26 protein-coding genes and 1 pseudogene are annotated in these 26,515 nt (G+C 39.5%); 19 read left to right on the top strand and 8 right to left on the bottom strand.

The features are described 5' to 3' along the window. The first annotated feature begins 353 nt into the window (after nucleotides 1-353). Entirely contained in the window at nucleotides 354-1,583 is a 1,230-nt protein-coding gene (locus KH893_RS05910; protein WP_281165227.1) for an aminotransferase class I/II-fold pyridoxal phosphate-dependent enzyme, read from the top strand. A 263-nt stretch (nucleotides 1,584-1,846) separates the two neighbouring features. Here the strand turns inward: KH893_RS05910 and KH893_RS05905 are convergent, their stop codons facing one another. Continuing rightward, complete coding sequence (locus tag KH893_RS05905) at nucleotides 1,847-2,515, bottom strand: helix-turn-helix transcriptional regulator (RefSeq protein WP_281165226.1); 669 nt, start codon at nucleotides 2,513-2,515, stop codon at nucleotides 1,847-1,849. A gap of 359 nt (nucleotides 2,516-2,874) precedes the next feature. Here KH893_RS05905 and KH893_RS05900 point away from each other — a divergent pair, with 359 nt between their 5' ends. From KH893_RS05900 to aguB, 9 genes are read left to right on the top strand one after another with little or no spacing between them, the layout of a single operon-like run. Continuing rightward, nucleotides 2,875-3,936, top strand: a complete 1,062-nt coding sequence (locus tag KH893_RS05900; protein ID WP_281165225.1) for a polyamine ABC transporter substrate-binding protein — start codon at nucleotides 2,875-2,877, stop codon at nucleotides 3,934-3,936. Between the two features lie 41 nt (nucleotides 3,937-3,977). After that, on the top strand, nucleotides 3,978-4,322 hold the full coding sequence (locus KH893_RS05895; RefSeq protein WP_281165224.1) for a P-II family nitrogen regulator: 345 nt from the start codon (nucleotides 3,978-3,980) through the stop codon (nucleotides 4,320-4,322). A gap of 15 nt (nucleotides 4,323-4,337) precedes the next feature. After that, the gene (locus KH893_RS05890) at nucleotides 4,338-5,459 is read left to right on the top strand and encodes an ABC transporter ATP-binding protein (RefSeq protein ID WP_281165223.1); all 1,122 of its coding nucleotides are present in this window, start codon (nucleotides 4,338-4,340) and stop codon (nucleotides 5,457-5,459) included. Nucleotides 5,460-5,479: 20 nt separating this feature from the next. Further along, on the top strand, nucleotides 5,480-6,391 hold the full coding sequence (locus KH893_RS05885) for an ABC transporter permease (RefSeq protein WP_281165222.1): 912 nt from the start codon (nucleotides 5,480-5,482) through the stop codon (nucleotides 6,389-6,391). Between the two features lie 11 nt (nucleotides 6,392-6,402). Next, complete coding sequence (locus KH893_RS05880; protein WP_281165221.1) at nucleotides 6,403-7,197, top strand: ABC transporter permease; 795 nt, start codon at nucleotides 6,403-6,405, stop codon at nucleotides 7,195-7,197. A 26-nt stretch (nucleotides 7,198-7,223) separates the two neighbouring features. Beyond that, complete coding sequence (locus KH893_RS05875; RefSeq protein WP_281165220.1) at nucleotides 7,224-8,873, top strand: amidohydrolase; 1,650 nt, start codon at nucleotides 7,224-7,226, stop codon at nucleotides 8,871-8,873. A 16-nt stretch (nucleotides 8,874-8,889) separates the two neighbouring features. Next, a complete protein-coding gene (locus tag KH893_RS05870) occupies nucleotides 8,890-10,269 on the top strand; it encodes a putrescine aminotransferase (protein ID WP_281165219.1) in 1,380 nt (459 codons plus the stop codon). 27 nt (nucleotides 10,270-10,296) lie between these two features. Further along, nucleotides 10,297-11,397, top strand: a complete 1,101-nt coding sequence (aguA, locus tag KH893_RS05865) for an agmatine deiminase (protein WP_281165218.1) — start codon at nucleotides 10,297-10,299, stop codon at nucleotides 11,395-11,397. Between the two features lie 20 nt (nucleotides 11,398-11,417). Further along, complete coding sequence (gene aguB / locus KH893_RS05860) at nucleotides 11,418-12,284, top strand: N-carbamoylputrescine amidase (RefSeq protein WP_281165217.1); 867 nt, start codon at nucleotides 11,418-11,420, stop codon at nucleotides 12,282-12,284. Between the two features lie 165 nt (nucleotides 12,285-12,449). On the opposite strand, the gene KH893_RS05855 is transcribed toward aguB, so the two are convergent. The 4 genes from KH893_RS05855 to KH893_RS05840 all read right to left on the bottom strand — a co-directional run bounded on the left by KH893_RS05855 (nucleotide 12,450) and on the right by KH893_RS05840 (nucleotide 16,649). After that, complete coding sequence (locus KH893_RS05855) at nucleotides 12,450-13,298, bottom strand: nucleotidyl transferase AbiEii/AbiGii toxin family protein (RefSeq protein WP_281165216.1); 849 nt, start codon at nucleotides 13,296-13,298, stop codon at nucleotides 12,450-12,452. After that, nucleotides 13,295-13,882, bottom strand: coding sequence for a type IV toxin-antitoxin system AbiEi family antitoxin domain-containing protein (locus KH893_RS05850; RefSeq protein WP_281165329.1), 588 nt, complete (start codon nucleotides 13,880-13,882; stop codon nucleotides 13,295-13,297). The genes KH893_RS05855 and KH893_RS05850 overlap by 4 nt, the downstream gene beginning before the upstream one ends. A 350-nt stretch (nucleotides 13,883-14,232) precedes the next feature. Then, the gene (locus KH893_RS05845; protein WP_281165215.1) at nucleotides 14,233-15,387 is read right to left on the bottom strand and encodes an ArgE/DapE family deacylase; all 1,155 of its coding nucleotides are present in this window, start codon (nucleotides 15,385-15,387) and stop codon (nucleotides 14,233-14,235) included. Between the two features lie 74 nt (nucleotides 15,388-15,461). After that, nucleotides 15,462-16,649, bottom strand: a complete 1,188-nt coding sequence (locus KH893_RS05840) for an NAD(P)-dependent oxidoreductase (RefSeq protein ID WP_281165214.1) — start codon at nucleotides 16,647-16,649, stop codon at nucleotides 15,462-15,464. A 71-nt stretch (nucleotides 16,650-16,720) separates the two neighbouring features. On the opposite strand from KH893_RS05840, the gene KH893_RS05835 reads away from it, so the two are divergent. Beyond that, nucleotides 16,721-17,347, top strand: coding sequence for an LbetaH domain-containing protein (locus KH893_RS05835; RefSeq protein ID WP_281165213.1), 627 nt, complete (start codon nucleotides 16,721-16,723; stop codon nucleotides 17,345-17,347). A 174-nt stretch (nucleotides 17,348-17,521) separates the two neighbouring features. Here KH893_RS05835 and KH893_RS05830 read toward each other — a convergent pair whose 3' ends face one another. Together KH893_RS05830 and KH893_RS05825 are read right to left on the bottom strand one after the other, a co-directional pair. Further along, nucleotides 17,522-18,193, bottom strand: coding sequence for a YczE/YyaS/YitT family protein (locus KH893_RS05830; RefSeq protein ID WP_281165212.1), 672 nt, complete (start codon nucleotides 18,191-18,193; stop codon nucleotides 17,522-17,524). Nucleotides 18,194-18,207: 14 nt separating this feature from the next. Beyond that, nucleotides 18,208-18,627, bottom strand: coding sequence for a MarR family winged helix-turn-helix transcriptional regulator (locus KH893_RS05825; protein WP_281165211.1), 420 nt, complete (start codon nucleotides 18,625-18,627; stop codon nucleotides 18,208-18,210). A 208-nt stretch (nucleotides 18,628-18,835) separates the two neighbouring features. Between KH893_RS05825 and KH893_RS05820 the strand changes: the two genes are divergently transcribed. The 4 genes from KH893_RS05820 (at nucleotide 18,836) to KH893_RS05805 (ending at nucleotide 20,004) form a co-directional block, all read left to right on the top strand. Beyond that, nucleotides 18,836-19,150 (top strand): RNA polymerase sigma factor, encoded by a 315-nt coding sequence (locus KH893_RS05820; protein WP_281165210.1) that lies wholly within the window; start codon nucleotides 18,836-18,838, stop codon nucleotides 19,148-19,150. After that, complete coding sequence (locus KH893_RS05815) at nucleotides 19,147-19,362, top strand: RNA polymerase sigma factor (protein ID WP_281165209.1); 216 nt, start codon at nucleotides 19,147-19,149, stop codon at nucleotides 19,360-19,362. The genes KH893_RS05820 and KH893_RS05815 overlap by 4 nt, the downstream gene beginning before the upstream one ends. Next, nucleotides 19,363-19,554 carry a hypothetical protein gene (locus KH893_RS05810; RefSeq protein ID WP_281165208.1) on the top strand — a complete coding sequence of 64 codons (192 nt, stop codon included), beginning with the start codon at nucleotides 19,363-19,365 and terminating at the stop codon, nucleotides 19,552-19,554. It begins immediately after the preceding gene. A gap of 168 nt (nucleotides 19,555-19,722) precedes the next feature. Beyond that, nucleotides 19,723-20,004 carry a hypothetical protein gene (locus tag KH893_RS05805; RefSeq protein WP_281165207.1) on the top strand — a complete coding sequence of 94 codons (282 nt, stop codon included), beginning with the start codon at nucleotides 19,723-19,725 and terminating at the stop codon, nucleotides 20,002-20,004. A gap of 329 nt (nucleotides 20,005-20,333) precedes the next feature. Here the strand turns inward: KH893_RS05805 and KH893_RS05800 are convergent, their stop codons facing one another. Continuing rightward, a complete protein-coding gene (locus KH893_RS05800; protein WP_281165206.1) occupies nucleotides 20,334-21,353 on the bottom strand; it encodes a linear amide C-N hydrolase in 1,020 nt (339 codons plus the stop codon). 439 nt (nucleotides 21,354-21,792) lie between these two features. On the opposite strand from KH893_RS05800, the pseudogene KH893_RS05795 reads away from it, so the two are divergent. From KH893_RS05795 to KH893_RS05780, 4 genes and pseudogenes are all read left to right on the top strand, one after another. Then, nucleotides 21,793-22,590: pseudogene (locus KH893_RS05795) on the top strand (ABC transporter substrate-binding protein); the annotation flags it as partial. Between the two features lie 108 nt (nucleotides 22,591-22,698). Continuing rightward, complete coding sequence (locus KH893_RS05790; RefSeq protein ID WP_281165205.1) at nucleotides 22,699-25,584, top strand: DUF3427 domain-containing protein; 2,886 nt, start codon at nucleotides 22,699-22,701, stop codon at nucleotides 25,582-25,584. Between the two features lie 56 nt (nucleotides 25,585-25,640). Further along, entirely contained in the window at nucleotides 25,641-25,985 is a 345-nt protein-coding gene (locus KH893_RS05785) for an Arc family DNA-binding protein (RefSeq protein WP_281165204.1), read from the top strand. 28 nt (nucleotides 25,986-26,013) lie between these two features. Then, on the top strand, nucleotides 26,014-26,515 hold a 502-nt coding region (locus KH893_RS05780), incomplete at its 3' end, for an SPFH domain-containing protein (protein WP_281165203.1).

Below are 26,515 nucleotides of genomic sequence, written 5' to 3'. Positions count from 1 at the left end.
TATTATCTTAATCTAATCTTCAAAGTGAGAAGCGATAACAATTCTTTTTTGAAGGTTTTTTTTGTTTTTCAATTCTAAAAAGGCAGTGAAACATTTTATTTATAATTATTTCAATAGCCTTTTTTTGAATTGACATTTCATAATTAAGTACTGGCAAGCTACCAGGTTAACATAGATAGGTTTTTTGATGTTAATTCTAAAGATTAATGTTATTCTTCTTATTATAATAAAGTTTTAAAGATGAATGCATTTAGAAAAAAGCAGTCAAGCAATTATTGCAATTTTTAATTTTCGTGCGTTTGTTAATCGAAGGGATATTTAGTGATTATTTAGTTAGTAAAGGGGGTTTGCTTATGAGTAAAAAAACAAAACAATTATTGCAAAGAATTCGAACCGATTTGAGAGAGATCACTCCATCAAAGATTCGGGAGTTTGATCAGGAAGTTTCTAGTATTCCAGGCATTATAAAATTGACCTTGGGTGAACCAGACTTTAATACTCCAGAACATATTAAAGCAGCTGGAATTTTAAGTATTAAAAATAATCATACCCATTATCCGCCTTCAATTGGAACATTGGGCCTCCGCCAAGCAGCGGCTAGCTTTTTGGATAAAAAATATAATTTGAAATATGATTATGAAAATGTCATTGTAACAGTTGGTGCGACAGAAGCAATTTCAGTTGCAATTGGTTCAATCATCAATCCTGGAAAAGGTGAAAAAATCATTATTCCAACACCAATCTGGCCAATGTATCTTCCAATTGCCAAAATGCATGGTGCTGAGCCAATCTATATCAACACTTCAAAAGATAATTATATTTTAAAGCCGCAACGGTTAAAAGCAGCTTTGGATAAATATGGTGACAAAGTTAAGGGAGTTATTTTAAACTTTCCATCCAATCCAACCGGAACAACTTATAGTCGGGAGGATGTCCAAGCGATTGCCGCTGTTTTAGAGGATTATAATGTTTTTGTTATTTCTGATGAAATTTATAGTGAGCTGACTTATGGCAAAAAGCATGTTTCCGTGGCCGAATATCTTCCAGAACAGACCATTTTGATCAATGGGGTTTCAAAATCGCATGCCATGACTGGTTGGAGAATTGGAATTATCTGTGCTCCTAAAATTATTGTTAAAGAAATTTTTAAATTGCACCAGTTTTCGGTTACGACAGCAGCTTATGTGGCTCAAGAAGCTGCTCAAGAAGCTTTTGAGAATGGTTTTAATGACAGTCAAGCAATGAAGGCAGAATATCAGCAAAGAGGAAACTTTGTTTATCAAGAATTAAAGGCAATGGGATTTGAAGTCTTAAAACCGCAAGGAGCATTTTATATTTTCTTCCAATTGCCAGCTTGGCTTAGTGAAGAGGAATTTTGCCATGAACTTGCTTATGATTATCAAGTAGCGGTTGCAGGTTGTAGCCCATTCGGCCCCGGTGGTGAAGGTCATATTCGAATCAGCTATGCTTCTTCAATGGAAAACTTAAAAGAAGCGATGAAAAGAATGAAAGAGTATATTGCTAAAAAGAAGAAAGGCATGCTTTCTACTGCCAAGATAATTGAAACAGCTAAAAGTTATTGATTTTTAGTAGAAACTAATTGAAATTTGAAAATTCAAAAAGCATCCTGTATTCTATGCCTATTCAGTAGGATCGTAAATTTTGTTAATAATTCTGTTTTATTTTTCGTAAAGATAAAGCTGGTGCTATGCAGTGCCAGCCCAAATATGAACTTTCAAGTTTCAGTTATTTAACAACAAAAACAGCATCAAGACCATAAATTTCCAGATTTTTTGAAAAATTATGGGCTTGGTAGAAACTGTGAATAATAGGGGCTTATAAATAGCTACTTTTCCTTTTCATTAATCATTTTAAATAATTGAACTCGATTGCTGATATTTAATTTTTTGTAGATATTGGAAATATGTTTTTTCAAAGTGTTATTGGTGATACAAAGATTCTCACAAATCTGATTATTCTCTAATCCATCGAGAAGGCTTTTTAGAATAATTGTTTGACGGTTGGTTAAGCGGAATTTTTTAACTGCTTGGCTGACGGTTATTTTTTTTTGTGAATAAAACTCCATTAAAAAATAGTGATACAAACTGTTTTCCAGGTGAGTAGTTAGTAACTCTATTAGTTCTATATCATCTTGAGAAAAATTTTCCTTTTGTTCATTGCGAAAAAGTGACATAACCCCCAGAAAATGGTTTTTATAGGAAATACTGGAATGAAGTGAATAATGGAAATGATAGCTTCTATAAAACATTTGGTAATAAGGGGTTAAAATTCTTTTACCTTCATCAATAATATCACTTTCGCGATAAGTTACGCTTCTTCCTGTATACATTAGAGCTTTTGAATAGTCTAGCTGATTGTACACTTGTAGGTATTTTTTCCCAAAATGTGAATCAACATTGTAAACAATCGGGCTAGTTAACCTATGATCGTTTTCGATATTTGATAAATAAAAAGTTCCACCGTCATAGTCGACTAAATAAGTAAGTTTTTGCATTAATAGCGATCTCATTTGTGAACTGTTAGAGCAGCAGTAGATATGATGAACAATGTCATTGAAAATGTAAAGATCATTTAGTGAAAAATCAATCATTTATTATCACCAGATTTTAATTGTTGTTTAATGATACATTATATACCATAAATTAAATAAAGACTCGTTAAATTGTGAATAAAATTAAGTTGAAGACAGAAAAATACTACTTTTGAGGTATGGTTTACATTTAAAAGAGTATTTTGATGACCCCAAAGACTAATTTATCTGAGTTTTTTTGCAAGTTATAATTTAGCCTATAATTAAATATTAAAAGGCTTGACATTAAAATTTGATGAAACTAATAAATTGGAGGTTGTTAAATGAAGCGAATAAAATTTTGGCTGTTTGGCCTCGTATTCAGTAGTGTTTTGCTGATTTTAACAGGATGTAGCAATTCACGAACGACGCATCACAGTAAGGTTTTGAATATTATTGGCTGGAGCGAATACGTTCCGCAAAGTGTTTTAAACGGTTTTACCAAGGAAACCGGTATTCGGATCAATTATACGTCTTATTCTGATCCAGATCAGATGCTTTCAAAAGTTTTATCTTCAGCTAATGGTACTTATGATATGGTTCTTGCGCCTGGAATGTATGTTCAGACACTGCGAAAATTGGGACGGTTAGAAAAACTTAATAAAGCAGAAATTCCCAATTATAAAAATTTAAGTTCAATTGCGTTGAATCAAGCGTATGATCGTCACAATCAGTATTCTTCCCCGTATTTGGGGACCGTGATGGGGATCGCATATAACAAAAAAAGAGTCAAATTCAAAATTACCAGCTACCAAGATCTTTTGAATCCTAAACTCAAAAATCAGCTGGTGACTGTTGAGGATTCTCGAGCAGTGGTTGGCTGTGCCTTGATGGCGACGGGGCATCAGATTAATGATACCAGTAAAGCGGCTTTAAAAGATGCAAGTGCTTATCTTAAAAAGTTAAAGCCAAACATCCAGATTTTTGACGGGACCAGTCCAAAAACTTCTTTGATCAACGGCCAGGTTTCAGCTGGTTTGATCTATGGTGGCGAAATTGCATTAGCGATGCAGAATAACTCGAATATCAAAGTTGTTTATCCTAAAGAAGATGTCTATTTTGCCTATGATGTTTTCATGAAGCTTAAAAAAGCACCGAACGGAAACAATGTTGAAAAGTTCATCAATTATATGTTGAAGCCAAGTGTCAGTGCCAAATTTTCTGAAGCATTTCCATACTATAATCCGAATCGCAAAGCCGTAAAACTATTGCCTAAAAAGTTAAAAGACAATCCGGCTGTAATGATTCCAACTTCAGTTTTGAAACGTTCACAAACGGTTCTGGATCTTGGAAAGAATACGACCAAAATTGACAAGGTTTGGAACAATTTCAAAGGCAGCAACTAGAATCACACTTTAAAAAATTTCACTACGAGGAGAAATTCATAATGAAAAAACTAGAAATAACGATCCGACCAGAAAATTTAGAAGAAATCAAACAAATTCTATCAAATCACGGGGTATCCGGGATGACGATCTTTTCAGCGATGGGTGCCGGCAATCAGAAAGGTGAAAAAGATGCCGTTCAATTCAATGACAAAAAGATCCATATCAATCTATTGCCGAAGATCCATGTTGTAGCTTATGTCAAAGATGGTTGTATCAACGAAATCTTGATCGACATTCACGAGAAGCTGGCGACCGGTCAAGTTGGTGATGGCAAAGTAGCCGTTTCATCAGTCGAAGAGGTTATGCGGATTCGGACCGGCGAACGTGGCGAAGATGCCCTTTAAGGAGATGGTGCTGTTATGAAAGAAATGATCAAATTAACTGCAATCAATAAAAGTTTCGGCGACGTATCGATCATCAAAAATCTCAACATCACCATTTACCAAAGTGAATTTTTAACGATGCTCGGTCCTTCAGGCTGCGGTAAAACGACGACCTTGCGGATGATTGCTGGTTTTGAATCACCAACCAGTGGAGAGATTTTGCTCGATGAAAAGTCAGTCAAAAATTTACCGCCCAACAAAAGAAAAGTTAATACGATCTTTCAAAATTATGCTTTATTCCCTAATATGACCGTTGCTGAAAATATCGCCTTTGGTCTGAAAATGGCTAAAGTTCCTAAAATTGAACGACAAAAACGGGTAACGGCCATGCTGAAACTAGTTCAATTGGAAGGCTATGGCAAACGAAAGTTAGATCAGCTGTCTGGTGGACAAAAGCAACGGATTGCCATTGCGCGTGCGTTAGTCAATCAGCCTCAGGTCTTACTTTTAGATGAACCATTGTCAGCTTTGGATCTGAAACTACGCAAACAAATGCAGATTGAACTAAAACGGCTGCAACGTAAGTTAGGCATTACCTTTGTCTATGTCACTCATGATCAAGAAGAAGCTTTGATGATGAGTGATCGGATTGCAGTCATGAATCAAGGCCATTTGGAACAGGTTGCCGATCCACAAACGCTCTATGAAAAACCGCAGACGCGCTTTGTTGCTAATTTTATTGGTGAATCCAATATTTTTTACGGTAAGATCTCAACAGTGGTCGATGACTTAGCAGAAATCACCGTAGAAAATGGCTATCTGGCGATCAAAACGGCTACCGATACAATCAACAAAGATCAAATTGTCAATATTGTTGTCCGGCCGGAAAAAATCAAGCTTTCAGCAACCGAAGTCGAGCATTTTCATCTTCCAGCCAAAATCAGCGAACATTACTATGCTGGTAATGTCAGAAAAACTGTGCTGAAGCTACCAAATGGAATGGAACTGAAAATGAATACCCCTAGCGAACAGACTTTACTGCCAGTTGGAAAAGAGGTCTTTGTCTATTGGAATCCGAGTGATGCCATTTTGGTCAAAAGCGATTCGAATAAGATTTTTAAGACAATCAAAAATACAGATTTTGAACCAATCAAATAAATTAGCAGAGGGGTGTTTGCATGGAAACTAAAGATAAAAGTTTTTCAATGAAACTTACTGCAAAAAAGAAGCAAAGATCCGGTAATTTCTCACAGACACTGTTGAAATGGATCCAAATCATCCCAGTTTCTTTCTGGATGCTGCTGTTAGTCGTTATTCCGTTATTATATGTCCTGCTGATGAGCTTTATGTCACGTAATTATTATGGCGGGTTGGTTTATAAATTCACTTTAAGCAACTATAGTCAAGTATTTGATTGGCAGAATTTGAAGATCTATGGCCAATCAATCTGGATTGGTTTGTTAAGTACGTTGATTTGTTTGCTGATCGCCTATCCCTTTGCCTTATTTACCGCCCAAAAAGGTCCGATTGCTAAAATGATCCTGATGACCTTGGTGATCGTTCCATCAGTTTCCAACTCACTAGTACGTTTATTCAGCTGGGTCACGCTTTTGCGCCGGACCGGAGTCATCAATACAGTTTTAGAAAAATTAGGGATCATCAATCAACCATTGACCATGGTTTATAACACCGGCGGGATTGTTTTAGGGATGTCTTATCTGTTGCTGATGTTTATGATCATTCCGATTTTTAATTCACTTGATCGGATCGATCATGACTTAATTGAAGCAGCGGCAGATTTAGGAGCTTCAAAATGGCAGATCTTAAAAGAGATTATTATTCCTTTATCAATGCCGGGTGTGTTTGCTGGCTGCATCATGGTCTTTATCCCATCGCTAGGTTATTTCTTCGTCAGCGATGTGATGGGTGGTGGTACAAGCATCATGATGGGTAACTTAATCGAAAACCAGTTCCAAGTTTCACGTAACTGGCCGTTCGGAGCGGCAATTTCAGTCATGCTGATTGCTTTGACCTTGGCCTTGCTAGTAGTGTTCCAGCATCGCGGCGGCAAAATGGAAGATTTGAGTTAGGAGGCTGTTAAATGAAAAAAAGAGAACACCAGAATTTTTGGAAAAATTCCTTTATTGGTTTGACTTTTATTTTTCTTTATTTGCCAATCGTAGTGATCATTGTCTTTTCATTCAATACGTCAAGACTCAATATCTTATTTGAAGGATTTACGCCGCACTGGTATATTTCAGTTTTTCACAATTATCAGATCATGTCAGCTTTAGGCAATTCGTTAATCGTCGGTTCAATTAGTACGATCTTAGCAACAGTGATAGGGACTTTAGGCGCGATTGGGATGGATCGGTATCACTTTTGGGGCAAACAGTTGTTAGACAAAGTACTGTATATCCCGATTGTTATTCCGGAGGTAGTTTTAGGGATTGCGTTGCTGTCGATTTATTCCTTAGCTGGGATTCCGTTGAGCTTATTTTCTTTGATCCTCGCACATGTCACTTTTTGTATCCCATTCGTTGTTTTAACAGTCCGCTCGCGCCTGATTGGAATCGACAAATCCTTGGAGGAAGCGGCGCTGGATCTGGGGGCGGGACCGCTGACAGCCTTTATTAAGGTAACTTTACCACTACTTTTGCCTGGAATCATCAGCGGTGCCGGTTTTTCCTTTGCTTTATCACTGGATGATGTGATTATCAGCTTCTTTACGACTGGACCAGCTAGTACGACTTTCCCGTTGCAGGTTTATGCGATGGTCAAGACTGGCATTACACCTGAAATCGATGCGATCTCAACGATCATGATGATCGTTTTGATTTTAGTGGTTGTAATTAATGCTTTGATCCAAGCTAAAAAATTGCAGCGGGCAAAATAATCATTTAGACAAAGAAGGTGAGCAAATTGAGCTTGATCAAGGTCTTAAAAAGCAATTCAATCTTAAGCGCGGATTTCAAACATTTTTTTACTGGCGCGGTGGTAATCGAAAATGAACGGATAGTTGAGGTGATTGCAGGAAAATTACCAGCAAAATATCAGCAAGAAGGAACTAAAATCATCGATTTTGGCGATAAAACAATCGTGCCGGGATTTATTGAAAGCCATGCACATATTTTTTTATCAGCATTGGTTTATGCTAAAAAAATTTTTTTAGTCAGCGGGCACTCTGAAAAGGAATGTGCGGCTGATCTAGCCAGCCAAGTCCAACAAACCAAGATAAAGTTGCCAGGAGGCTGGATTGTCGGCAAAGGCTGGTACCTGCCACAGTGGACACCACGGCAACTGCCAACTAAAAACAGTTTGGATCAGGTGTTTCCTGATCAGCCAGTCGTTGTGATCGCTGATGATCTGCATACGCTTTGGCTGAACTCTGCCGCGCTAAAAAGGCTGTTACCGACTGCTGACCCTCAGCGTTATCAACAAGATGTTCATTTAGATGAAAATGATCAGCCAGATGGATTAGTCGGTGAACAAACTGCAATGGGATTTTTACATGTGATCTTTAATTATCCTGTTGAGCAGCAAGCAGCGCTTTTTTGGCCGTATTTGCAACGGTTAGCCAGCTATGGCCTGACAACGATCTGTGATTTAGCTTTATTGCCGGCGATCACACCAAAGGGAATGGATGATCAGATTTATCCGGCAGCTTATCAAAGGCTGGCAAAGAAAGAGCATCTGCCATTGAGAGTGAATTTGTATCCCTACTTTGGTCGGCAATTATCAGAATTAAAAGAAATGAAACAAAAATTCACAACTGATCAAATCAGGATCGCCGGGGCAAAATTATTTTTTGATGGGGTGACCAGCAGCTACACTGCCTGGATGAGAGCTGATTATGAGCAAAAAACGATCCGCGGAGCGCCTAATATCGATCCGCAAGTAATGAGATTATTGATTTTTAAAGCCCAGCAAAATCAAATCCCGTTGCGGATTCATACGATCGGCGATCAAGCGATCCATCAGGCGATCCTTGATTTCAAAGCGGCCATTGCGCAGTATGGTCCACTAAAAACCGGTCACCATTGTTTGGAACATTTGGAGACGATCGATCCGAGCGACATCCCATTAATGAAAGAAAATGATTTGACGGCTTCGATCCAACCAAGTCATCCCTTGTTGGACTACCAGACGGTTGCTCAATACATTGGGCAACGTGCTCAGCAGATGTGGCCATTTGCGACTTTTTATCAACAGCAAGTCCCGGTAGCCTTTGGTACAGACAGCCCGGTTGTTACCAATATCCGACCGCTGCAAAATATTTATTTTGCAATAACGCGCCAAACGTTAGCTGGTGATCCAGCGGGTGGCTGGCATCCGCAAGAAAAATTGGATCTTTTCCAAGCGCTTCAAGGTCAGACCTTGAATGCCGCTAAAGCTTGTAGCCAAGAACAACAGATTGGATCTTTGCAGGCTGGTAAACAAGCCGATATTTGTATTTTAAACCGTAATCTTGAAAAAATACCAGTTGATAAATTAAAAGATGTTCCAGTTTTGGTGACGATTTCAGCTGGCAAGCTGATTTATCAACGAACAAAAACATTAGGTGTTAAATGAAAGGTGATTGATAATAATGACAGAAGAATTAACTGCAAATAAAACACCAAAGCAGCAAGTCATCGATGATCTTGATGAGGTCTTAGACTATATTCAAAGTGATTCAATGACCAATGATCAAAAAGACAAAATGACTAAAGATACACTAAATTATTTTGATAACTATGTTTCACCAGGCTGGCTGAAATACCGTAAGTCGGTTTCGACCGATGCTGCCGTACTGGAGTGGACGGATCAAGATGCAATGATCCATGGTTTGAAAGGTGAAGAATTTATCGACTGTTTGGGCGGCTTTGGGATTTATACTTGTGGCCATCGTAATCAGTATATTTTGAATGCGGTGTTAGCTCAGCTTAAACATCAGGCATTGCATTCACAGGAACTGTTAGATCCGTTACGCGGGTATTTAGCAAAAGCTGTTGCTGACATTACGCCGGGTGATTTGGAAAAATGTTTCTTTACGAATGGCGGTGCCGAAGCGGTCGAAATGGCTTTGAAACTGGCCCGGATTGCTACTGGTGGGCGTTGGTTTATTTCGACGGTCGGTGCTTTCCATGGCAAATCAATGGGCGCAATTTCAATGGGCGGCAAAGGTTCATACCGTGTTCCTTACATTCCAATGGTCCAGCAAGTTCAACATGTTGAATACGGTAATGCTGAAGATATGCGCAAAGCGATCCGTAATCTGATTGCAGTTGGCGAAAAAGTTGCTGCCGTCATTTTGGAGCCGGTCCAAGGTGAGGCCGGGATCATTATCCCGCCAGAGGGCTATTTGAAAAAGGTTCGTGAAATCTGTGATGAATACAATGTTGCTTTGATTTTTGATGAGATTCAGTGCGGCATGGGTCGGACTGGTACGATGTGGCGCTGTGAGGCTGAAGGAGTCATTCCAGATATCATGACTTTTGGTAAGGCTTTTGGCGGTGGAATTATGCCGATCACCGGGGTCATTTGTCGTTCGAAGATGTGGGTTCAGCAATTGATTGATAATCCATGGCTGTTAGGCTCACCAACATTTGGCGGCAATCCCGTCTGCTGTGCTGCGGCATTGGCGACGATTTCTTATATGCTTAAAGAAGACATTCCGGGTCAAGCCCAAAAAAAGGGAACTTATCTGATCAAAAAGCTGCGTGCGTTGGCTACTGAATTTCCTGAAGTTATTCAAAAAGTCCGCGGTGTTGGTTTGATGATCGGAGTTGAATTCCATACTAATGAGATTGGCTATAGTGTTGCTAAAGGTTTGTTCTCACGGGGAGTTTTGACCGCTGGGACTTTAGTCAATTCCAAGACAATCCGCTTTGAGCCACCGGCAATCATCAAATATGAACAGCTGGATCAGGTTACTACGCGGATGAAGGAAGCTTTGAGCGATACGAAAAAAGAGTTCGAACTTTAAAAGCTTATTTGACAGAAAGGATCAAAAATGAAACTAACGACGACCCCTAAGAACGACGGCTGGTATTTTCCAGCTGAATTTGAACCACATAAACGAACATACTTGATTTGGCCAAAGCGGACTGATACCTGGCGCAACGGAGCTAAACCTGCTCAAAAGATTTTTGCTCAAGTTGCTGAGGCAATCAGTCACTTTGAACCAGTAACAATGTTGACCAACGCTGAGCAGTTTCTTAATGCCCGCGCAATGTTGCCTGACAGTGTGCAAGTAATTGAAATGTCAAGCAATGACGCTTGGTGTCGGGATTGTGGGCCAACTTTTCTGATAAATGATCAAAAACAGCTGCGCAGTATCAATTGGCGTTTTAATGCATGGGGTGGTTTGGTTGATGGTTTGTATTTTCCCTGGGATCTTGATGATCAGGTCGCTCAAAAAATCAGTGAATTAGAACAAGTCGATGAATATTTTTTGCCGGACTTTGTTTTGGAAGGTGGTTCTTTTCAAGTTGATGGTCAAGGAACAGCAATTGTGACCAAAAGTTGTCTACTTAGTGCTGGTCGTAATCCCAAATTGTCCCAAGCCCAGATCGAACAAATTTTGAAAGACTACTTGAATGTGCAAAAGGTTTTATGGCTGCCATATGGCTTAGACCAAGATGAAACCAATGGACATGTTGATAATATATGTGCCTTTATCCGTCCAGGTGTTGTTGTTTTAGGTTGGCCAGAAGATCATGATTCTAAGCAGTATGGTTACTCTTTAGCTGATTATCAATATTTGCAGAAAAATTTTGATGCTCAGGGTAGATCACTTGAGATCCAGCAGGTCATCATTCCGACTAGTTTGAAGATTTCGGCGACAGAAGCTGCCGGGATTGATCAAACAACAAATGCTAAATCGCGCAAAGCTGGTGATTACTTACCAGCTTCTTACATTAATTTCTATTTTTGCAATGGGGGCTTGATCTTACCAGCTTTTGGTGTCCCAGAAGATGAATTAGCCAAAGACCAGTTTCAAGATTTATTCCCTAAACGCCAGATCGTACAGCTGAATACCCGTGAGATTTTGCTAGGCGGTGGTAATATTCACTGCATTACGCAGCAGGTTCCGACTTTAACTAGACGTTGATTTCAAAGGGCAGTGATCAAATGGAAAAAATCAAAGTTGCAGCAACTCAAATGAGTTGCAGTGAAAAGATCAGTGATAATTTAGCAACAGCTGAAAAATTAGTGACGGCTGCTGCCCAAGCGGGTGCGAAGATAATTTTACTACAGGAGTTGTTTGAAACACCATATTTTTGCCATCAAGAAAAATATCACTATTTTGATCTGGCAACTCCTTTGAATGAAAGCTCAGCAATTGCCAAGTTTTCGTTTTTAGCTCGCAAATTATCAGTCGTTTTGCCAATCAGTTTTTTTGAGCGTGACGGTAATAACTTCTTTAATTCTTTAGTCATGATTGATGCAGACGGCAGAATTTTGGATGTTTATCGCAAGATTCATTTGCCAACCGGGACTAATTATGAAGAGAAATTCTATTTTTCACCCGGAAATACTGGCTTTAAAGTTTGGCAGACTAAATATGGCTGCTTGGGGGCTGGAATCTGCTGGGATCAATGGTTTCCGGAGACGACCCGGATCTTGACCTTAATGGGAGCACAAATCATTTTCTTTCCAACAGCGATCGGCAGTGAATCGGTTTTGAAACGCAATACGCAACCACATTGGCAGCGGACGATTCAAGGCCAATCAGCAGCTAATTTGGTTCCGATCGTCGTCAGCAATCGGATCGGCACGGAAGTTGATAAAAATGAAATGACATTTTATGGTTCATCTTTTATCACTGACCAATTTGGTAAAATCTTAATGCGGGCTGATGAAAAAACAGCTGGCTATATCATAGCTGATCTTGATTTAAAACAAGCTGATCATGATCGTCGCGACTGGGGCGTTTTTCGTGACCGTCGTCCAGAAATGTATCAGCAGTTATTATCGTTGACAGGTATTTCAAAATAGTGATCGATAATAATTAAACTGCGACATGATCAAATAATCATGATAAATATTTTTTAGAAGTTTTTTTCAAAAAGTACTGGTAAATGAAGTAGTTGATTTTAAATTTGATATAGTTTGAGTAATTAGGCTATCTATCCTTCGGAATGGGTAGCTTTTTTTGTGCGCTCAGCATAGGTCATATAAATCCAGCGCAGCGTCACAGGTGGCTTCATAAGTGACATTCTCACTGTAAACATTGGCCACTCGGTACTTCTCCCAACGCTGTTTCAATAGGACAGATCCACGCAATGTCGTGATAATTTCTGTGTATCGCGGCAATAAGGCTTCCGAACCACGAAGTTCTGCTGTCGCCTGCAATGCATCTTTTAAGACTTTGAAATCAATATTCTGTCGTTGCATCTTATCGAACAGATACAAGTCATAGAAGTCTTTCATGCGTGAGTTAAGTTCTTGACGCACAACCACTGATTCGAGTTTCTCGGCAAGAATGGTCTCCATATTGTAGGCCATGATCATGATGCTTTGGTCGTTGAAGATCGTGTGATGATGCCATGAAATTTCACGGGGAGTTATGGTATCTCCAGTTGAAACATCAATCTTCGTTTCCACAACGCTGTTATAGATTTTTGCTTCGATATGAATGCGAAATCCGGCATAATCTGCGGTAACACGAATATCGTCAATCTTAACAATCTTAATTGTCACGTCGCTATCCGGCTCGTTCATGTCAGCAATGGCCGTAAACACCTTGAAAATCTCCCCTTTTGTTACTGGCAAACCCTTGACCGAGGTATCGACGTCACGTGTTGACCGAGTATCAACGCCCAGCATGGATGCAATCAAAAAACCGCCTTTGAGGATCAAGTTGTCCCGATAAGGTGAATGGGAGATTCTATCCACAATTTCGTCTAATGCTACCTCTTGCATCAATATTTGAGGATCGATTTGTTTTTCTTTCGCTAGGTTGCGCACTTTTGCTTTGAACTGTTGCCCATTAGTAAAACCAAGTTTCATAGTAGCACCTCCATGTAGTTGTTGATTTTTTCTCTGACTTTGAAGAGGTCCGCATAGCGTACTAACCGCCCAATGTCCTTTTGCTTTAGCTGCGAGTAGCTAATCATCGCCTGACGGATAGTTTCCGAATCTGATGGATCGCGCGTTCGCAATATATCACAAAGTGTCCGTTCGACATTATATACTCTCACCTTATGTTGACCCGGCGAGAGCACTTCTTCCACACCCAGTTCGTGCCATTCGATCTTCTGATGATATACCCGTACCGGGAACTCACCGAGCGAACTTGGATTGTAGCCACGGGGAAAGTTCATTTGGTAGCGATCTGGTGTGCGATCGATCATGTTGTGTAAAAACAGTGCCGTGTCTTTGTAATAGACGCCTTTGCTAAAACGATATTGAAGGATGTACATGTCGTCTTCAAATATTGCTGGGTCAATATACACGCCACGCCCTACGCGCTCCAACTTGCCACGATTTGCAAGATCAATAAGTAGATGCGGGTTGATGCCAAGTTTTTTTACATCCTCGGTCGTTACTTGACCATTATTTTGCTTCATGAATTTTTCTATTAAATCGAACATCATTTCCACCTCACGTTTCAAACATCATTATATCACACTATGATGTTTGAAACGTGAATTTTAAAAATGAAAGGAGTCCCAATGAGAATCTTGACAATCAACAATCGAAGCCAACTCCAAGAAGACTACGCCAACACAATCACTACTGGGACAATGGTTAACGCCGAAGATGCTTTGATAGAGCTTTGCGACTACATTGGGCCGTGGTAAGATGGCGATCACTGGCTGGATATTGCTGATCACACTATATCTGGCAAACCCGTGCACCTTTGGTCAACGGCTGATATTTTTGCTGATGGCTTTTTATTTGTGTTTTGCAAGAATTTTATACGTGGAGAAGGTGCTCACTGTTATTTTTGTTCCTTTAAAAATTCAATTGCAAATTGTTGATAAAAATCAATTGCTTGCAGATAAGTATTGACTTCAACATATTCATTGCTTTGATGCGAAGTCTGCGAGCCTGGCCCTAATTCAATACTATTGAAGTCTCCCTTGGCTTGCAAAAACTCAGCACCATCGTTAGCTCCAAGACTGCCTGTGACTTCGACAGGATGGCCAAACAATTGTTGATAAACTTTTTGGGCTGTTTGAATGATCGGCGAATCAGGCGTTCCAAAAATAGCTTCTTCTGGAAAACTATAGGTCAACGAAAGTTTAAAACCAGGCTTTTGATTTAGTTCATTGATCAAGCTTTCCATTGTATCATAAAAGACTTGATTAGGATAAGCCGGAATTGTTCTAATGTTGCCCATCATTTGGGCTTTAGAAGGAATACTGTTAACTTGTTCGCCACCGTTGATTTTTGTGATATTGTGAGTAATGCCGCCTAAAACTGGATCAACTTTGGTGAATTTAGCAAAGCGGATTTTTAATTCACGATAAAAGGTCAAGAGATTGTCGATGGCATTAATTCCAAATTGTGGACGAGCTGAATGAGCAGCTTTGCCAATTGAAATTACTCGATAGTCGATTACCCCGCGTGAAGTATAAATCAGTTTTTTAAAATTATCAGTTGGTTCAGCAATCAGCAGTCCGGCTAAATGATCGGCAAAACCGGCTTTTGTCAATTGGGCAGCACCATATTCACCGGTTTCTTCTCCAACAGTTGCTAGTAAGCGAATTCTTCCAGCTAATGGCTGCTTTTTTGTTAACAGTTCCAGCATTGCTACGACAATTGCTGCTAATCCGCTTTTCATATCGGCAGCACCGCGACCGTAGAGTTTTCCAGCACGGATTTCAGGTATAAAGGGATCGCTTTGCCAATCTGCGAGGTTTCCAGGGGCAACGACGTCTAAATGACCGGATAAACCTAAGATTGGACCACTTTCACCAATTGTGACCGCTAAATTGTCACGACCAGGAGCATAAGTTAATCGTTGAACTTTAGCTTGTGGATAGGGTGCAAATAATTCTGCTAAATAATTAGCTGCTTGAGTTTCATGATCATTAATCGTTTTGAATTTAATTAGCTTTTCTAAAATTGTAATTTTTTGTTTTGTGTCCAAAAATATCACCTCACTGCTGATTATAGCCAAATAGCTTTCAAGAAAACAGAATTTTTAGTACTTAAGTATAAAAATCAATTAATGGTTTGGATGATATTTGCCGGACTGTCCAACAATCGGACACGGATCATCCCGGGAATTTTTTCTAAATCTGTTTTCAGCTGTAAGATTTGATGCAAATTGCAAGCGCTTAAATCGGTATTGATTAAGGAATAACTATAGCCTTCTTTAGTTGTGTTGCCGGCCATTTCATTAACTGGCAGACCATAGCTGCTAAGAGTTTGAGTAATTTCATTCCAAAGTGTTTTGCGATTGGCAAAATAAAGTGTGATTCGTTGTGGACTATCAAAAGGCAAATCAACCGTTGGGAAATTGACGGCCTGTTGAATTGTACCGCTTTCTAAAAAATTCAACAGGCTTTGCAAGGCTAAATTAGTACTTGAGGTCAAAGCTTCGGCAGTATTGCCGCCAAGATGCGGCAACAAAGTTATTTTAGGTTGATTTTGCAGCTCGCTTTTGGGAAAATCAGTAATATAACCAGCAAATTCATCATTCGCTAAAGCAGTGAGCAAAGCTTGATTATCAACGATTTGATTACGGCCAAAGTTCAATAAAAAAGCAGTTTTTTTCATTAACTTAAAATGATGGCTTGTCAAAAAATGGCGGGTTTGATCAGTCAAAGGCAATAAAACAACTACAAAATCAGCTAATGTTAGAATCTCCTCGACCCTTGGCAATTGCAGAATGTGCGGCAGACTTTTAAAGCTGCGATTATAACCGATGACTTGCATCCCTAATTGGTAGCAAGTTTCAGCCAGACGTTGCCCAATCGTTCCCAAGCCAAGGATGCCGATCGTTTTGCCATATAGTTCATGCCCCAAGTAGTTTTTCCGCTGCTTTTCGGCCAAAACTTGCAAGTCTTCAGTCGGCTGTGCTCGAAGATCGGCAGTCATTTTAACTGCTAGATTTAATGGCCGGACGCAGTTGAAAAGACATTGAATGATCAATTCTTTGACAGCGTTAGCATTAGCGCCGGGAGTATTGAAAACGACGGTTCCATTTTTAGTACAGGCTGCCAAGTTGATGGTGTTGACACCACTGCCAGCTCGAGCAATGGCCAAAAGTTCCGGCCTGATCAGATCATTAGAAACTTTTGAGCTGCGGACTAAAATTGCATCAGCAGATTCTTGATCAGTTAGCTCAAGAAAGTCAGTTGCTAAAGCCGTCAGTGGAAACTGATCAATTGTTTTTACTTTATACATGGCGCTCGCTCCTTTAAAATAACGATGAAAGTGTCGATTATAAATCATTTTGAAAAGAGGGTCTGGCAAAGATGCATATTGATTTTCCTAAATTATCAGCCGATAAACCAGTGATTGGACAAGGTACTCAACTTAAACGAACAACTTTAGGTCAATGGGTCGAATTAGGTGCCAGTAATTTGATCGATAATTGTACAATTGGTGATTATGATTATACTGGACAGTATTGTTTTATGCAAAACAGTAATTTAAAAAAGTTTATTAGCATTGCTGCTCAAGTCCGAATCGGACCAACCAATCATCCTTATGATCGGGTTTCTCAGCATGTTTTTGCTTATAATGGCAGTGCTTATGGTTTTGACCAAACCGATGTTGATTTTTTGGAAAAGCGTAAGGCCATTCGCACAACAATTGGCAATGATGTCTGGATTGGTCATGGAGCGATCATTCAAGCTGGCCTGACAGTTGGCAACGGAGCTGTGATCGGTTCTGGTGCGGTCGTAACGCATGATGTTGCCCCATATACGATTGTTGGCGGTGTGCCTGCCAAACCAATTAAAGATCGTTTTTCAGCTGAAGTCAAAACAGATTTAGAAAAGATTGCTTGGTGGGACTGGTCACGAGCTAAACTAGAAAAATCTTACTTAGATTTTAGATTACCAGTCAAAGAGTTTATTCAAAAGCATCTAACTGATTAGTTATAAAATAAGCGGCTGGAGGAAAATTATTTTTCTCTGACCGCTTTAACTGTGCAATTAAGAAATCTGAAAGTTTTAAATTGTCTGCTCGTGAAAAAATGAAACAAGAGTCGAGACCGGCAACCAAACCATCTTGAAAGCTGGGATTTATGAGCCTAAACTTGCTAATTGGCTTTAAAATGTTTTGAATTTGCCAGTCAATAGCCAACTGGTTAAAGGCTGCAGCTTCTTGGTCAGCAATTTGACCAAACTACCGACCAATAAAGCTGAAATCAAGGTTCCCTCACGAACGCCTTTTAAGTTGTGTAGCCAAACCAAACAAATGATAGCTCCCAAAAGCGACATTGAAATATCCGAACAGACACGGACTTGTCCATATTCGTATGTCCAATGGTGGCAGATGGCTCGGACAAAGGCATCACCAGGCAACATAACGACATCGGCGATTACTTCTAAATAAGCTCCGCCGGCAATGATTAAACAACCAAGCAGCAAATAAAGTAAAGATTGCCAATAAAAAACCGGATTCAGATTTTTTAAGCAATTCATCGCCCAATCGATGCAGTTGCCAAAAATAAAAGAAATAATCGTTTGCCAGCCCAACTGTACCCAATTGAGCGGCCATTTATCCAAAAAAATCTGGCAAATAATCAGAAGCATGCTGAAAATGATCGTCCATTGACCCAGTGAAAAATGCGGTAAAACAAGCGACAAACTATACGGGATCGCAGCAATCGGCGAAGTTCCTAAATTGGCCTTGGTGATCAAAGCTACCCCAATTGCATTTAAAAATAAACCAAAAATAAACAAAACATAGCGGCGCAATAAATTAAATTTTTTAAACATATAGTTGCTTCCTTTTATTTTTTGGATTGCAATAATAGGGAAATCAAGTGAGCTAACTGGTCTTTTTGTTGTTCAGTTAAAGCAGCCAGAAGTTCTTGACCAGCAAAGGTCCCGTGTTGTTTCAATTCTTGGACTAAGAGCTTCCCCGCTTTGGTCAAATAAATTTGATGCTGTCGGGCATCAGTTGGGTCGACTTTGATCATTAGCAGTTGGCGCTGGCGTAATTTCATAACTAACTTTTGTGCGGCTTGATGGCTGACTCGCAAATGATTCTTTAAATGACTGACTAAATGTCCTGGGTGATCGGCAAAATAGAGCAGAATTTCGGATTGACTAGCAGTTAAATCATGTGCCAGCAAGTCAGCTTGGCGGCGATTGCTTAATTGATTGCCTAATTTTATTAGTTGTCTTTGTAAACAAAAATCATCGATCAATTGATTGAATTCCTTTCAATTAATGTACAACCGGTTGTACATATTAATAGTAGCACCAATCTCAGTAATTGCCTAGTTATTTAAAAAAAATCATTTTAACTCGCAAACGAATTATTCAATGAGAAAATATTAGCGATATTTTTTCCACTAAATCCGGCAAACTTTTTAGGAGTTAGCAACGTCTTAATTATTAGGAACCAGAAAGTCGTTGAGAAATATTTTCAATCAATTTCAAAAAAGGTGCCAGCGTAAACAAGCTATTAATCAGTTGGAGGAATTAGTTCAGACAAAATATTCCAAAATGTATCGAATAGCTTTGAACTATACCTATCGTCTACAAGATACGCTTGATGTTTTGCAAACTAGTTTTAATAAAGCTTTAAAAGCCATTGATCAACAGCCTGATTTGGTGATTAATGATCCAGTTGCTTGGTATTATCGAACTCTGATCAATTCTTGTTGTGATTTTTGGCGGACACAGCAGCATCAACCAATCAAGGCAAATTTTGAATTGGAAAAATGATGCTGTCCACTCCGCAGATTACAAGACGTGAGTTACAGAAAATTATTGATTTGTTGGATAGTCCGGCAAAAGAGATCATCATTTTAAAATTTTTTGAGGGTTTTACGCTTCAAGAAATTGGAACAATTTTGAACTTGAACGTCAATACGGTTAAAACTCAATACCGTGCCTTAAACGAATTGCGTCAGATTCCAGAGAAGGGAGGACGTTAGATGATATTTACTAAAGATATTTTAAGTGTGTTAAAAGCAGCTTATCAGTCAGTTGCAATTTCTGACAAAATTGGACAGAAAATTCAACAATTATTTCAGCTGGAGGCCAGAAAGCATCAGCGCCAGCAGCGTTTCAAGCTTTGGGGCAAATTAACCGGTACAGTTATAGTGACAGCCTTGGTGGGTTGTTGATCGCTTCAATAGCTTCTTGGCGTTCAGCAACAGCTAAAATACCAATTTTCGGCCGAATGGTTCACGTTATAACGAGGGCTGAATTTCAAGCGAAAGCTCCTAATTTTCAAATCAAAATTAAAATTAAAGTTCCCCCAAATTAATTCAAAAAGTGCTGCGATCCATTCTTTGAATCGGCGTTACTTAGCCGATGCTCAACGAAAATATCAGCAAGTAGAAAAAGAGATCAAACAAAATAAAAATGAAAAACTGACAGTTACTAGCGATTATCAAAAAGTAGTCGTTGATCAGCGTTTCTTAGTTATTAAACGACAAACGACAGAGGCTAAAGCTGATTCAGTAACAACTGTCAAATATGATGTGATTGATAAAAAAGCAAAAACGATTTTAAGTCTGCCATTATTGTTTAAAAATCAAGCTTATTTAACAACGATTAGCAATGAAACTTAGCATCAGATCAAACAGCCAAATCATCTATTAAAACCTATTGGACGAAAAAAGATCTGGCTGAAAATGAAGGAGTCAAAGGGTCAATTTTACGAGCGGCTCATACACTTTATCTTAATCGCCGGCATCAGTTGGTAATTGTTTTTAATCAATTTGCGATTGCTCTTGGTTATATGGGCAATCCCAAATTCGTAATTCCAACCAAGGTGATTGAAAAAGACCTAGTTAATCCAAATTATTTAAAATAAAAAATCGGCAAAGAATTACTTACTGACAGTTAAGCAGTGGGCAACTCTTTTGCCAATGATTATCAAAATGCAAAGTCTAAAAAATTAAGCAAAGACATTTTCCTGAGGAATTTCGAAATGAGTTATGGTTTCAAAATCAGTAATTTTATTTTTGCGCCAAGTATTTGATTTAGCACTCTTGACGTAGAACGTCTTTTCAAAAAGATCATAACCTGACCAATAAAGAGTACTATCGCTGGCAGTTGAAGTTGCTGAAACATGTTCGATGCCCTTTGGAACCATAACAGTCGTAAAAGTATTAAACAAAACATTGATACCATCTTGGCTGTCAAACTCATCGATGTAGCGGGTCAGAAAAGCTGCTCGCACAAACCGAGAAGTTGAAGTATAGTCCCCCGGCAAGCCCAGCAGACCGGAGCCATAACCAATTTCATTTAAGAGAATATTGCTATTAGTGGTAGTTGCTGTTAGCTGAGTATTGCCAGCATTATAGCCTTGAAGTTGAACATAGTTGCGCAAATTAGTAACCTGCCAGTCATATTCAGGACTATTAGTCATAACACCAATGCTGTTATAAAGCTTGAAGCGCCCATGATTGACTGGTTCAAGAATGATGCTATCACCAGAAGGATCAACGAAGATGTAGTGTGAAGGAATTTTTTTAAAGATGTTGCTGTTGACTGCTGAGGCAAATTCAACATCAGCTAAAGCATATTTTTGAAAATCAGCTTTGATTTCAGCGACAGATTTGTAATGGCTCAGCATGTAAGTAATGACCTCTTCGCCCATCAATGGAGATAATCCAGCAGCTTTGATTTCAGCTTGATCAGCCCAAGTACATTCACCTAAAGCATTTAGACCACCAGCTAAACCAGCTTCGTTGAAACCATCGTAACAAGCAATGGTATTTTTGATGTTCATTAAACCGAGTGTGTATTTTGTTTGCCAAGTTTCTAATTGTCCTTGAAGCTGAGTACCTTTAGGAAAAATCGACATTTGTGCTTGAAAACGGGGGTCATCATCTAGAAAATGCGGAAAACAATCTAGTGTTCGCCCAAAAAAGTAATGCCCATCACGGGATTTGATTGTCATCGATGTACACATTATAAAAACCTCCTTAAGTTAAGATGAGATAATTATAATTGATTATCATCTAAATATCAAAAAAATATTTGCAAAAAAAATATGAATAAAAGGTTAAATGCTTGATTTTTGAAGTATTTATTAGTTTTATAACCATTCATGTCAGGCGAGGGTGATTTGTAATAGATTTATGAAAAAAGGCATCAGAAAAAATAAGTAGCTAATCATTAATAAACCGCTAGTTATAAAAATTATGGTTCCTTTATTAATTGTTTGAAATTTGAACATTGTTCCTGAATGGGCAAAAGAACATTAGACAGAAATACCTCAGTTGATTTTACATCAGGCGACTTTACAAAAAGAATTAGCAGTCTATCAAATCGGGATCAGTGCACCGAATCAACAAACCGTTGTTATTAAATTGGATAAACCGATTGCTTACTTCAAAGTCTTGATGGCCTATCCATATTCATATATTTCATATCTGGCTTACAATTTTAAGGATCATGATTCACAAAAACGCCAAGCTTTGAATAATCGTAATTTACGGTTAGCTTTGTCATTGGCAATCGATCGTCAGGTCCTGACCAAAAAGGTTTTAGGGGATGGTTCGTATCTGCCAAAAGGTTTTGTCGCTAAAGGCTTAGCGGATGATCCACAGACGGGGAAAGACTTTGCTGATCAACAGACCGTTAAGAACACGGTTGCTTACCGGCCGACTTTAGCCAAAAAATACTGGGAAAAAGCTTTGCAAGAAACTGGTCTCAAAAAGTTAAAATTGACTTTGCTGGCATCAAATGATGATAGCAGTAGTAGTGTGGTGGCTCAATATTTGCAATCGCAATATGCAAAAGTTTTGCCGGGCTTGTCGATCACAATTCGCAGTGTTCCGGGAAATAATGCTTTGCAAAAGGCTCAAAAAGGTGATTTTGATCTTTACTTGTCAGGCTGGGGTGGAGACTTTAATGATCCGATCACGTTTTTACAGATTCCAGTTACGGGAACATCTTATAATTATGGCGACTATTCGAATACTAAGTATGATGCGCTGATCCAGCAAGCTCAAAATCAAGATGCTAATAATTCCACCAAACGCTGGCAAGATCTAGTGGCGGCTGCGCGAATCTTTAATCAAGATCAAGGAGTCACACCAATTTATCAGCAGGTAACTTCGTATTTGCAAAAATCGGATGTAAAAGGAATTATTCACAACACGGCCGGTACGCAATGGAATTATAAGTATGCTTATAAAAAATAATTAAATCAAATTCTCTAGGTCAAACTGTGAGTGGCAGAATTGTCTTAGAGATTTTTTTTGCATTATACTGAGAATAAATAATAATGAAAAATGGATGGATAATAAGAAATGGATTTTGATCAAATGATTGCTCAAGCAGCAGTTAGCGGCCTGGCTGCTCAACAGTTGACCGCAAATAATAATTTGCAACCGCAACTGCTAACGAATTCATCAACCGAAACAATTTGGGAACACTTGCGCCAGCAACTGGAAACTTGCCGGACCTTTTGTTTTGCGGTGGCTTTTATTTCAGCTGATATGCTGCCGCCGTTTAAAGCAGTGATGGCTGATCTAGCTGAAAAGCAGCTTAGCGGCCAACTGATCACGTCCGATTATTTGTCATTTAATCAGCCAGCTGCATTAGCTGAATTATTGAAGATTCCCAACTTAGCAGTTAGAATTTCACCTTTAGCTGGATTTCACGTCAAAGGCTACTATTTTGAACATCAAACTCCAATTTATCAGACGATGATTATTGGCAGCGCTAATTTTACCCGTGCCGCGCTTTTACAGAACTATGAATGGAGCTTGGAACTGAATTCTTTAAAGCAAGGTACTTTGACCCAACGAGTTCAGCAAGAATTAAACCAACTCTGGCAAACTGGTCAACCACTGACGGTTCAATGGTTAAAAGCTTATCAGCAACGCTATCAATCAAAGGTAACACCGCTGGTGACTGAATCCCAAGCTGATAAAAGGCCGATCAAACCTAATCAAATGCAGCAAAGCGCCTTGAAACAGTTAGCAGCCTTGCGTCAAACTAAAGCCCAGCGTGGACTGGTGATTTCAGCAACCGGAACTGGCAAAACTTATCTCGGAGCCTTAGATGTTCAGCAGTTTGCTCCGCAGCGCATGTTGTTTGTGGTTCATCGCGAGCAGATTTTAAAAAAGGCGTTGGCTAGTTTTCGTGAAATTTTGGGCGGCCCAGCCAGTGACTTTGGTATTTTAAGTGGTAATTTTCAGCAAACGTCAGCTAAATATTTATTTGCAACGATTCAAACGCTCAATAAACCAGCAGTTTTAAAGCAATTTTCCCCAACAGCTTTTGATTATTTGCTGATTGATGAGGCTCATCGAACTGGAGCCGCTAGTTATCAACGATTGCTGGCCTATTTTCATCCGCAATTTTGTTTAGGGATGACGGCCACTCCAGAGCGCAGCGATGATTATAGTATTTTTCAATTATTTGATTATAATATTGCCTACGAGATTCGCTTAAAAGATGCCTTGGCAGCCAAAATGCTTTGCCCTTTTCATTACATTGGAATCAGGGATTATCAATACCAGGGCCAGCTGCTGACGGATAAAGCTCCATTGCGACAATTAATTGCGCCCAAACGAGTTAATTATATTTTGGCGCAACTGGAATATTACCGTGATCAGACTCAGCCAAATCGAGGCTTGATTTTTTGCACTCGGCGTCAGGAAGCCGAGCAGATTGCTCAAGCTTTAAGTGATCACGGTCATCCTGCCCGGGCAGTTGACGGAACTGATTCGATTCGTCAGCGCGAAAATTTAGTTCACAAATTAGAAACTGGTCGATTGGAGTATTTGGTCACAGTTGATATTTTTAATGAGGGGATCGATATCCCAACGATCAATCAAATTGTAATGCTACGGAATACACAATCACAAATTGTTTTCCTGCAACAACTGGGTCGCGGTTTGCGTTTGGCGCCCGGGAAAAAATATGTGACAGTCTTGGATTTCATAGGAAATTATCAAAATAACTATTTGATTCCGTTAGCTTTAACTGAGGATCACTCATTAAACAAAGATCATGCTCGCCAAACTTTAGAATTAGAACCAGTTTTGGGCTTGTCAACGATCACTTTCACTAAAGTGGCCCGTCAACAGATCTATAACTCGTTGCAACATGTTAAACTAGATGCCTTCTTACGTTTACGGCAGGCGTATCAGCAATTAAAACAGCGCTTAGGCCGTATCCCGCTTTTAGCGGATTTTGCGCGGCAGCAATTGGTGGATGTCCAAGTCTTTGCCCAAAATCAGCAAATTGATAATTACTATCAATTTTTGTCCAAAATGAAAGAAACTTTGCCGGTTTTACCACCTTTAGCTGATCAGTGGCTCAGTTTTGCTACTAAAGAACTGATCAATGGAATGCGCCAACATGAATTATTATTGTTGCAAAAACTTAGCCGCCAGCCGAGTTTAGCCCGTCAAGACTACCTTGCCTTGTTGCAGCGGCATAATTGCTATTGTGATCAAGCAGTTTTAAACTCAGTTGCAAAAGTTTTAAACTTGGATTTTTATCACGTTAAGACCGGTAAACAATTGCAAGCAGCCAAGTATGGCAATCAGCCCTTAGTAGTCGAAAAAAATGGCTACTACATTTTAAATCAGACACTGTATCATTGGTTAACAGAGCTTCCCTGGTTTCAACGGCTGTGGGATGATGTCTTGACCGCGGGCTTGCTGCGTTCAAGCCAATATTGCTCACAACGACCATTGACCCTTTATCAAAAATATACCCGGAAAGATGTCTGTCGTTTGTTGAACTGGCCGTTAGATGTTAGTGCGCCACTGTATGGTTATCGGGTTGGTCAGACTGCTTGTCCCGTCTTCGTAACTTATCAAAAAGATACTGACCGAAATGCCCGGGCTGGCAGTTATACTAACTATTTTTTAGACCGAGCAACGATTCGCTGGTATACCCGCAGTCCACGCCATCTTGATTCACCTGAAGTCCAGCAGCTATTGGCGCATGATCAACAGGACAACTACCAAGTAACGATCCATTTGTTTGCCAAAAGAAGTGATGCAGAGGGTAAAAACTTCTTTTATTTAGGGACATGTCGGCCAACCCGGGCTCGTGAAGTCCAACTTAAAAGCGGTCAGCAGCGAACCAAAACAGCGGTTGAAATGCTCTTGCAGTTGCAACAGCCAGTAGCGTATCAATATTACCGCCTACTGACGGGTGTTGAAAATAATTGACTTTTAATATTTCACTGATATCATGGTAATATCAGATAGCAGAAAGGAGGATCATTTTGGCAGAAGAAACGACAACTTTTTTGCTGCGTTTGCCAAGCAAATTGAAAGCTCAACTGGAACAGCGAGCTAAGCAGGAAAATCGCAGTCTTAACAGTTTGCTGATTACCTTGATTGAACGTGAGTTGCGGCCTTTTAAGCCAGCAGCTTCACTGGAACATCGCCAGTTTCTAGGCAAAGCAGTGACTAGCCGGCAGATTGATCCAGAAAATGGGCTGGCTCAAGTCGATGGTATCTACTATCGCTATTTGATCGAAGGCAATGCGGACTTTCAGGCGAAGAAGGATTATATCATTATTGAAGCCAATGGAAATATTTTAACTTTGCGGCCAGTTGATCTTTAAACTGCAAGCAATCTAGGGGGGAAATTATATGTTAGGGTTTAGGGTAGTCCATCAAAATTGTCAAGGCTTGGTTGAAACGCTTGGCAAATATCGGCGCACAGTTGATGCCGGACTGCATTTTTATCTGCCGCTTTTCCAACGGATTAAAACGGTTAATTTAGCAATGCGACCATTGAAATTATCACAATATTCAGTGATTACTAAAGACAACGCGGATATTAAAGCCAGTGTGACGTTAAACTATCATGTAACTGATGCACAAAAGTACACTTACGAAAATACAGATTCAGTTGAATCAATGTCGCAATTAGTTCGCGGTCATTTGCGAGATATTATTGGCCGGTTGGAGTTAACCGATGCACTTGGCTCAACGTCGAAGATCAATGCTAACTTGGCTGCAGCTATTGGTGATTTAACGAACGTTTACGGGATCAATGTTGATCGGGTCAATATTGATGAATTGACACCATCGGTAGCCATCCAAGAAGCCATGGATAAGCAATTGACAGCCGATCGGGAGCGAATTGCCA

The sequence above is a fragment of the Liquorilactobacillus sicerae genome, assembly GCF_029916425.1.
GTDB classification, from domain to species: domain Bacteria; phylum Bacillota; class Bacilli; order Lactobacillales; family Lactobacillaceae; genus Liquorilactobacillus; species Liquorilactobacillus sicerae.
This window is presented reverse-complemented; position numbering and strand designations above follow the sequence as displayed.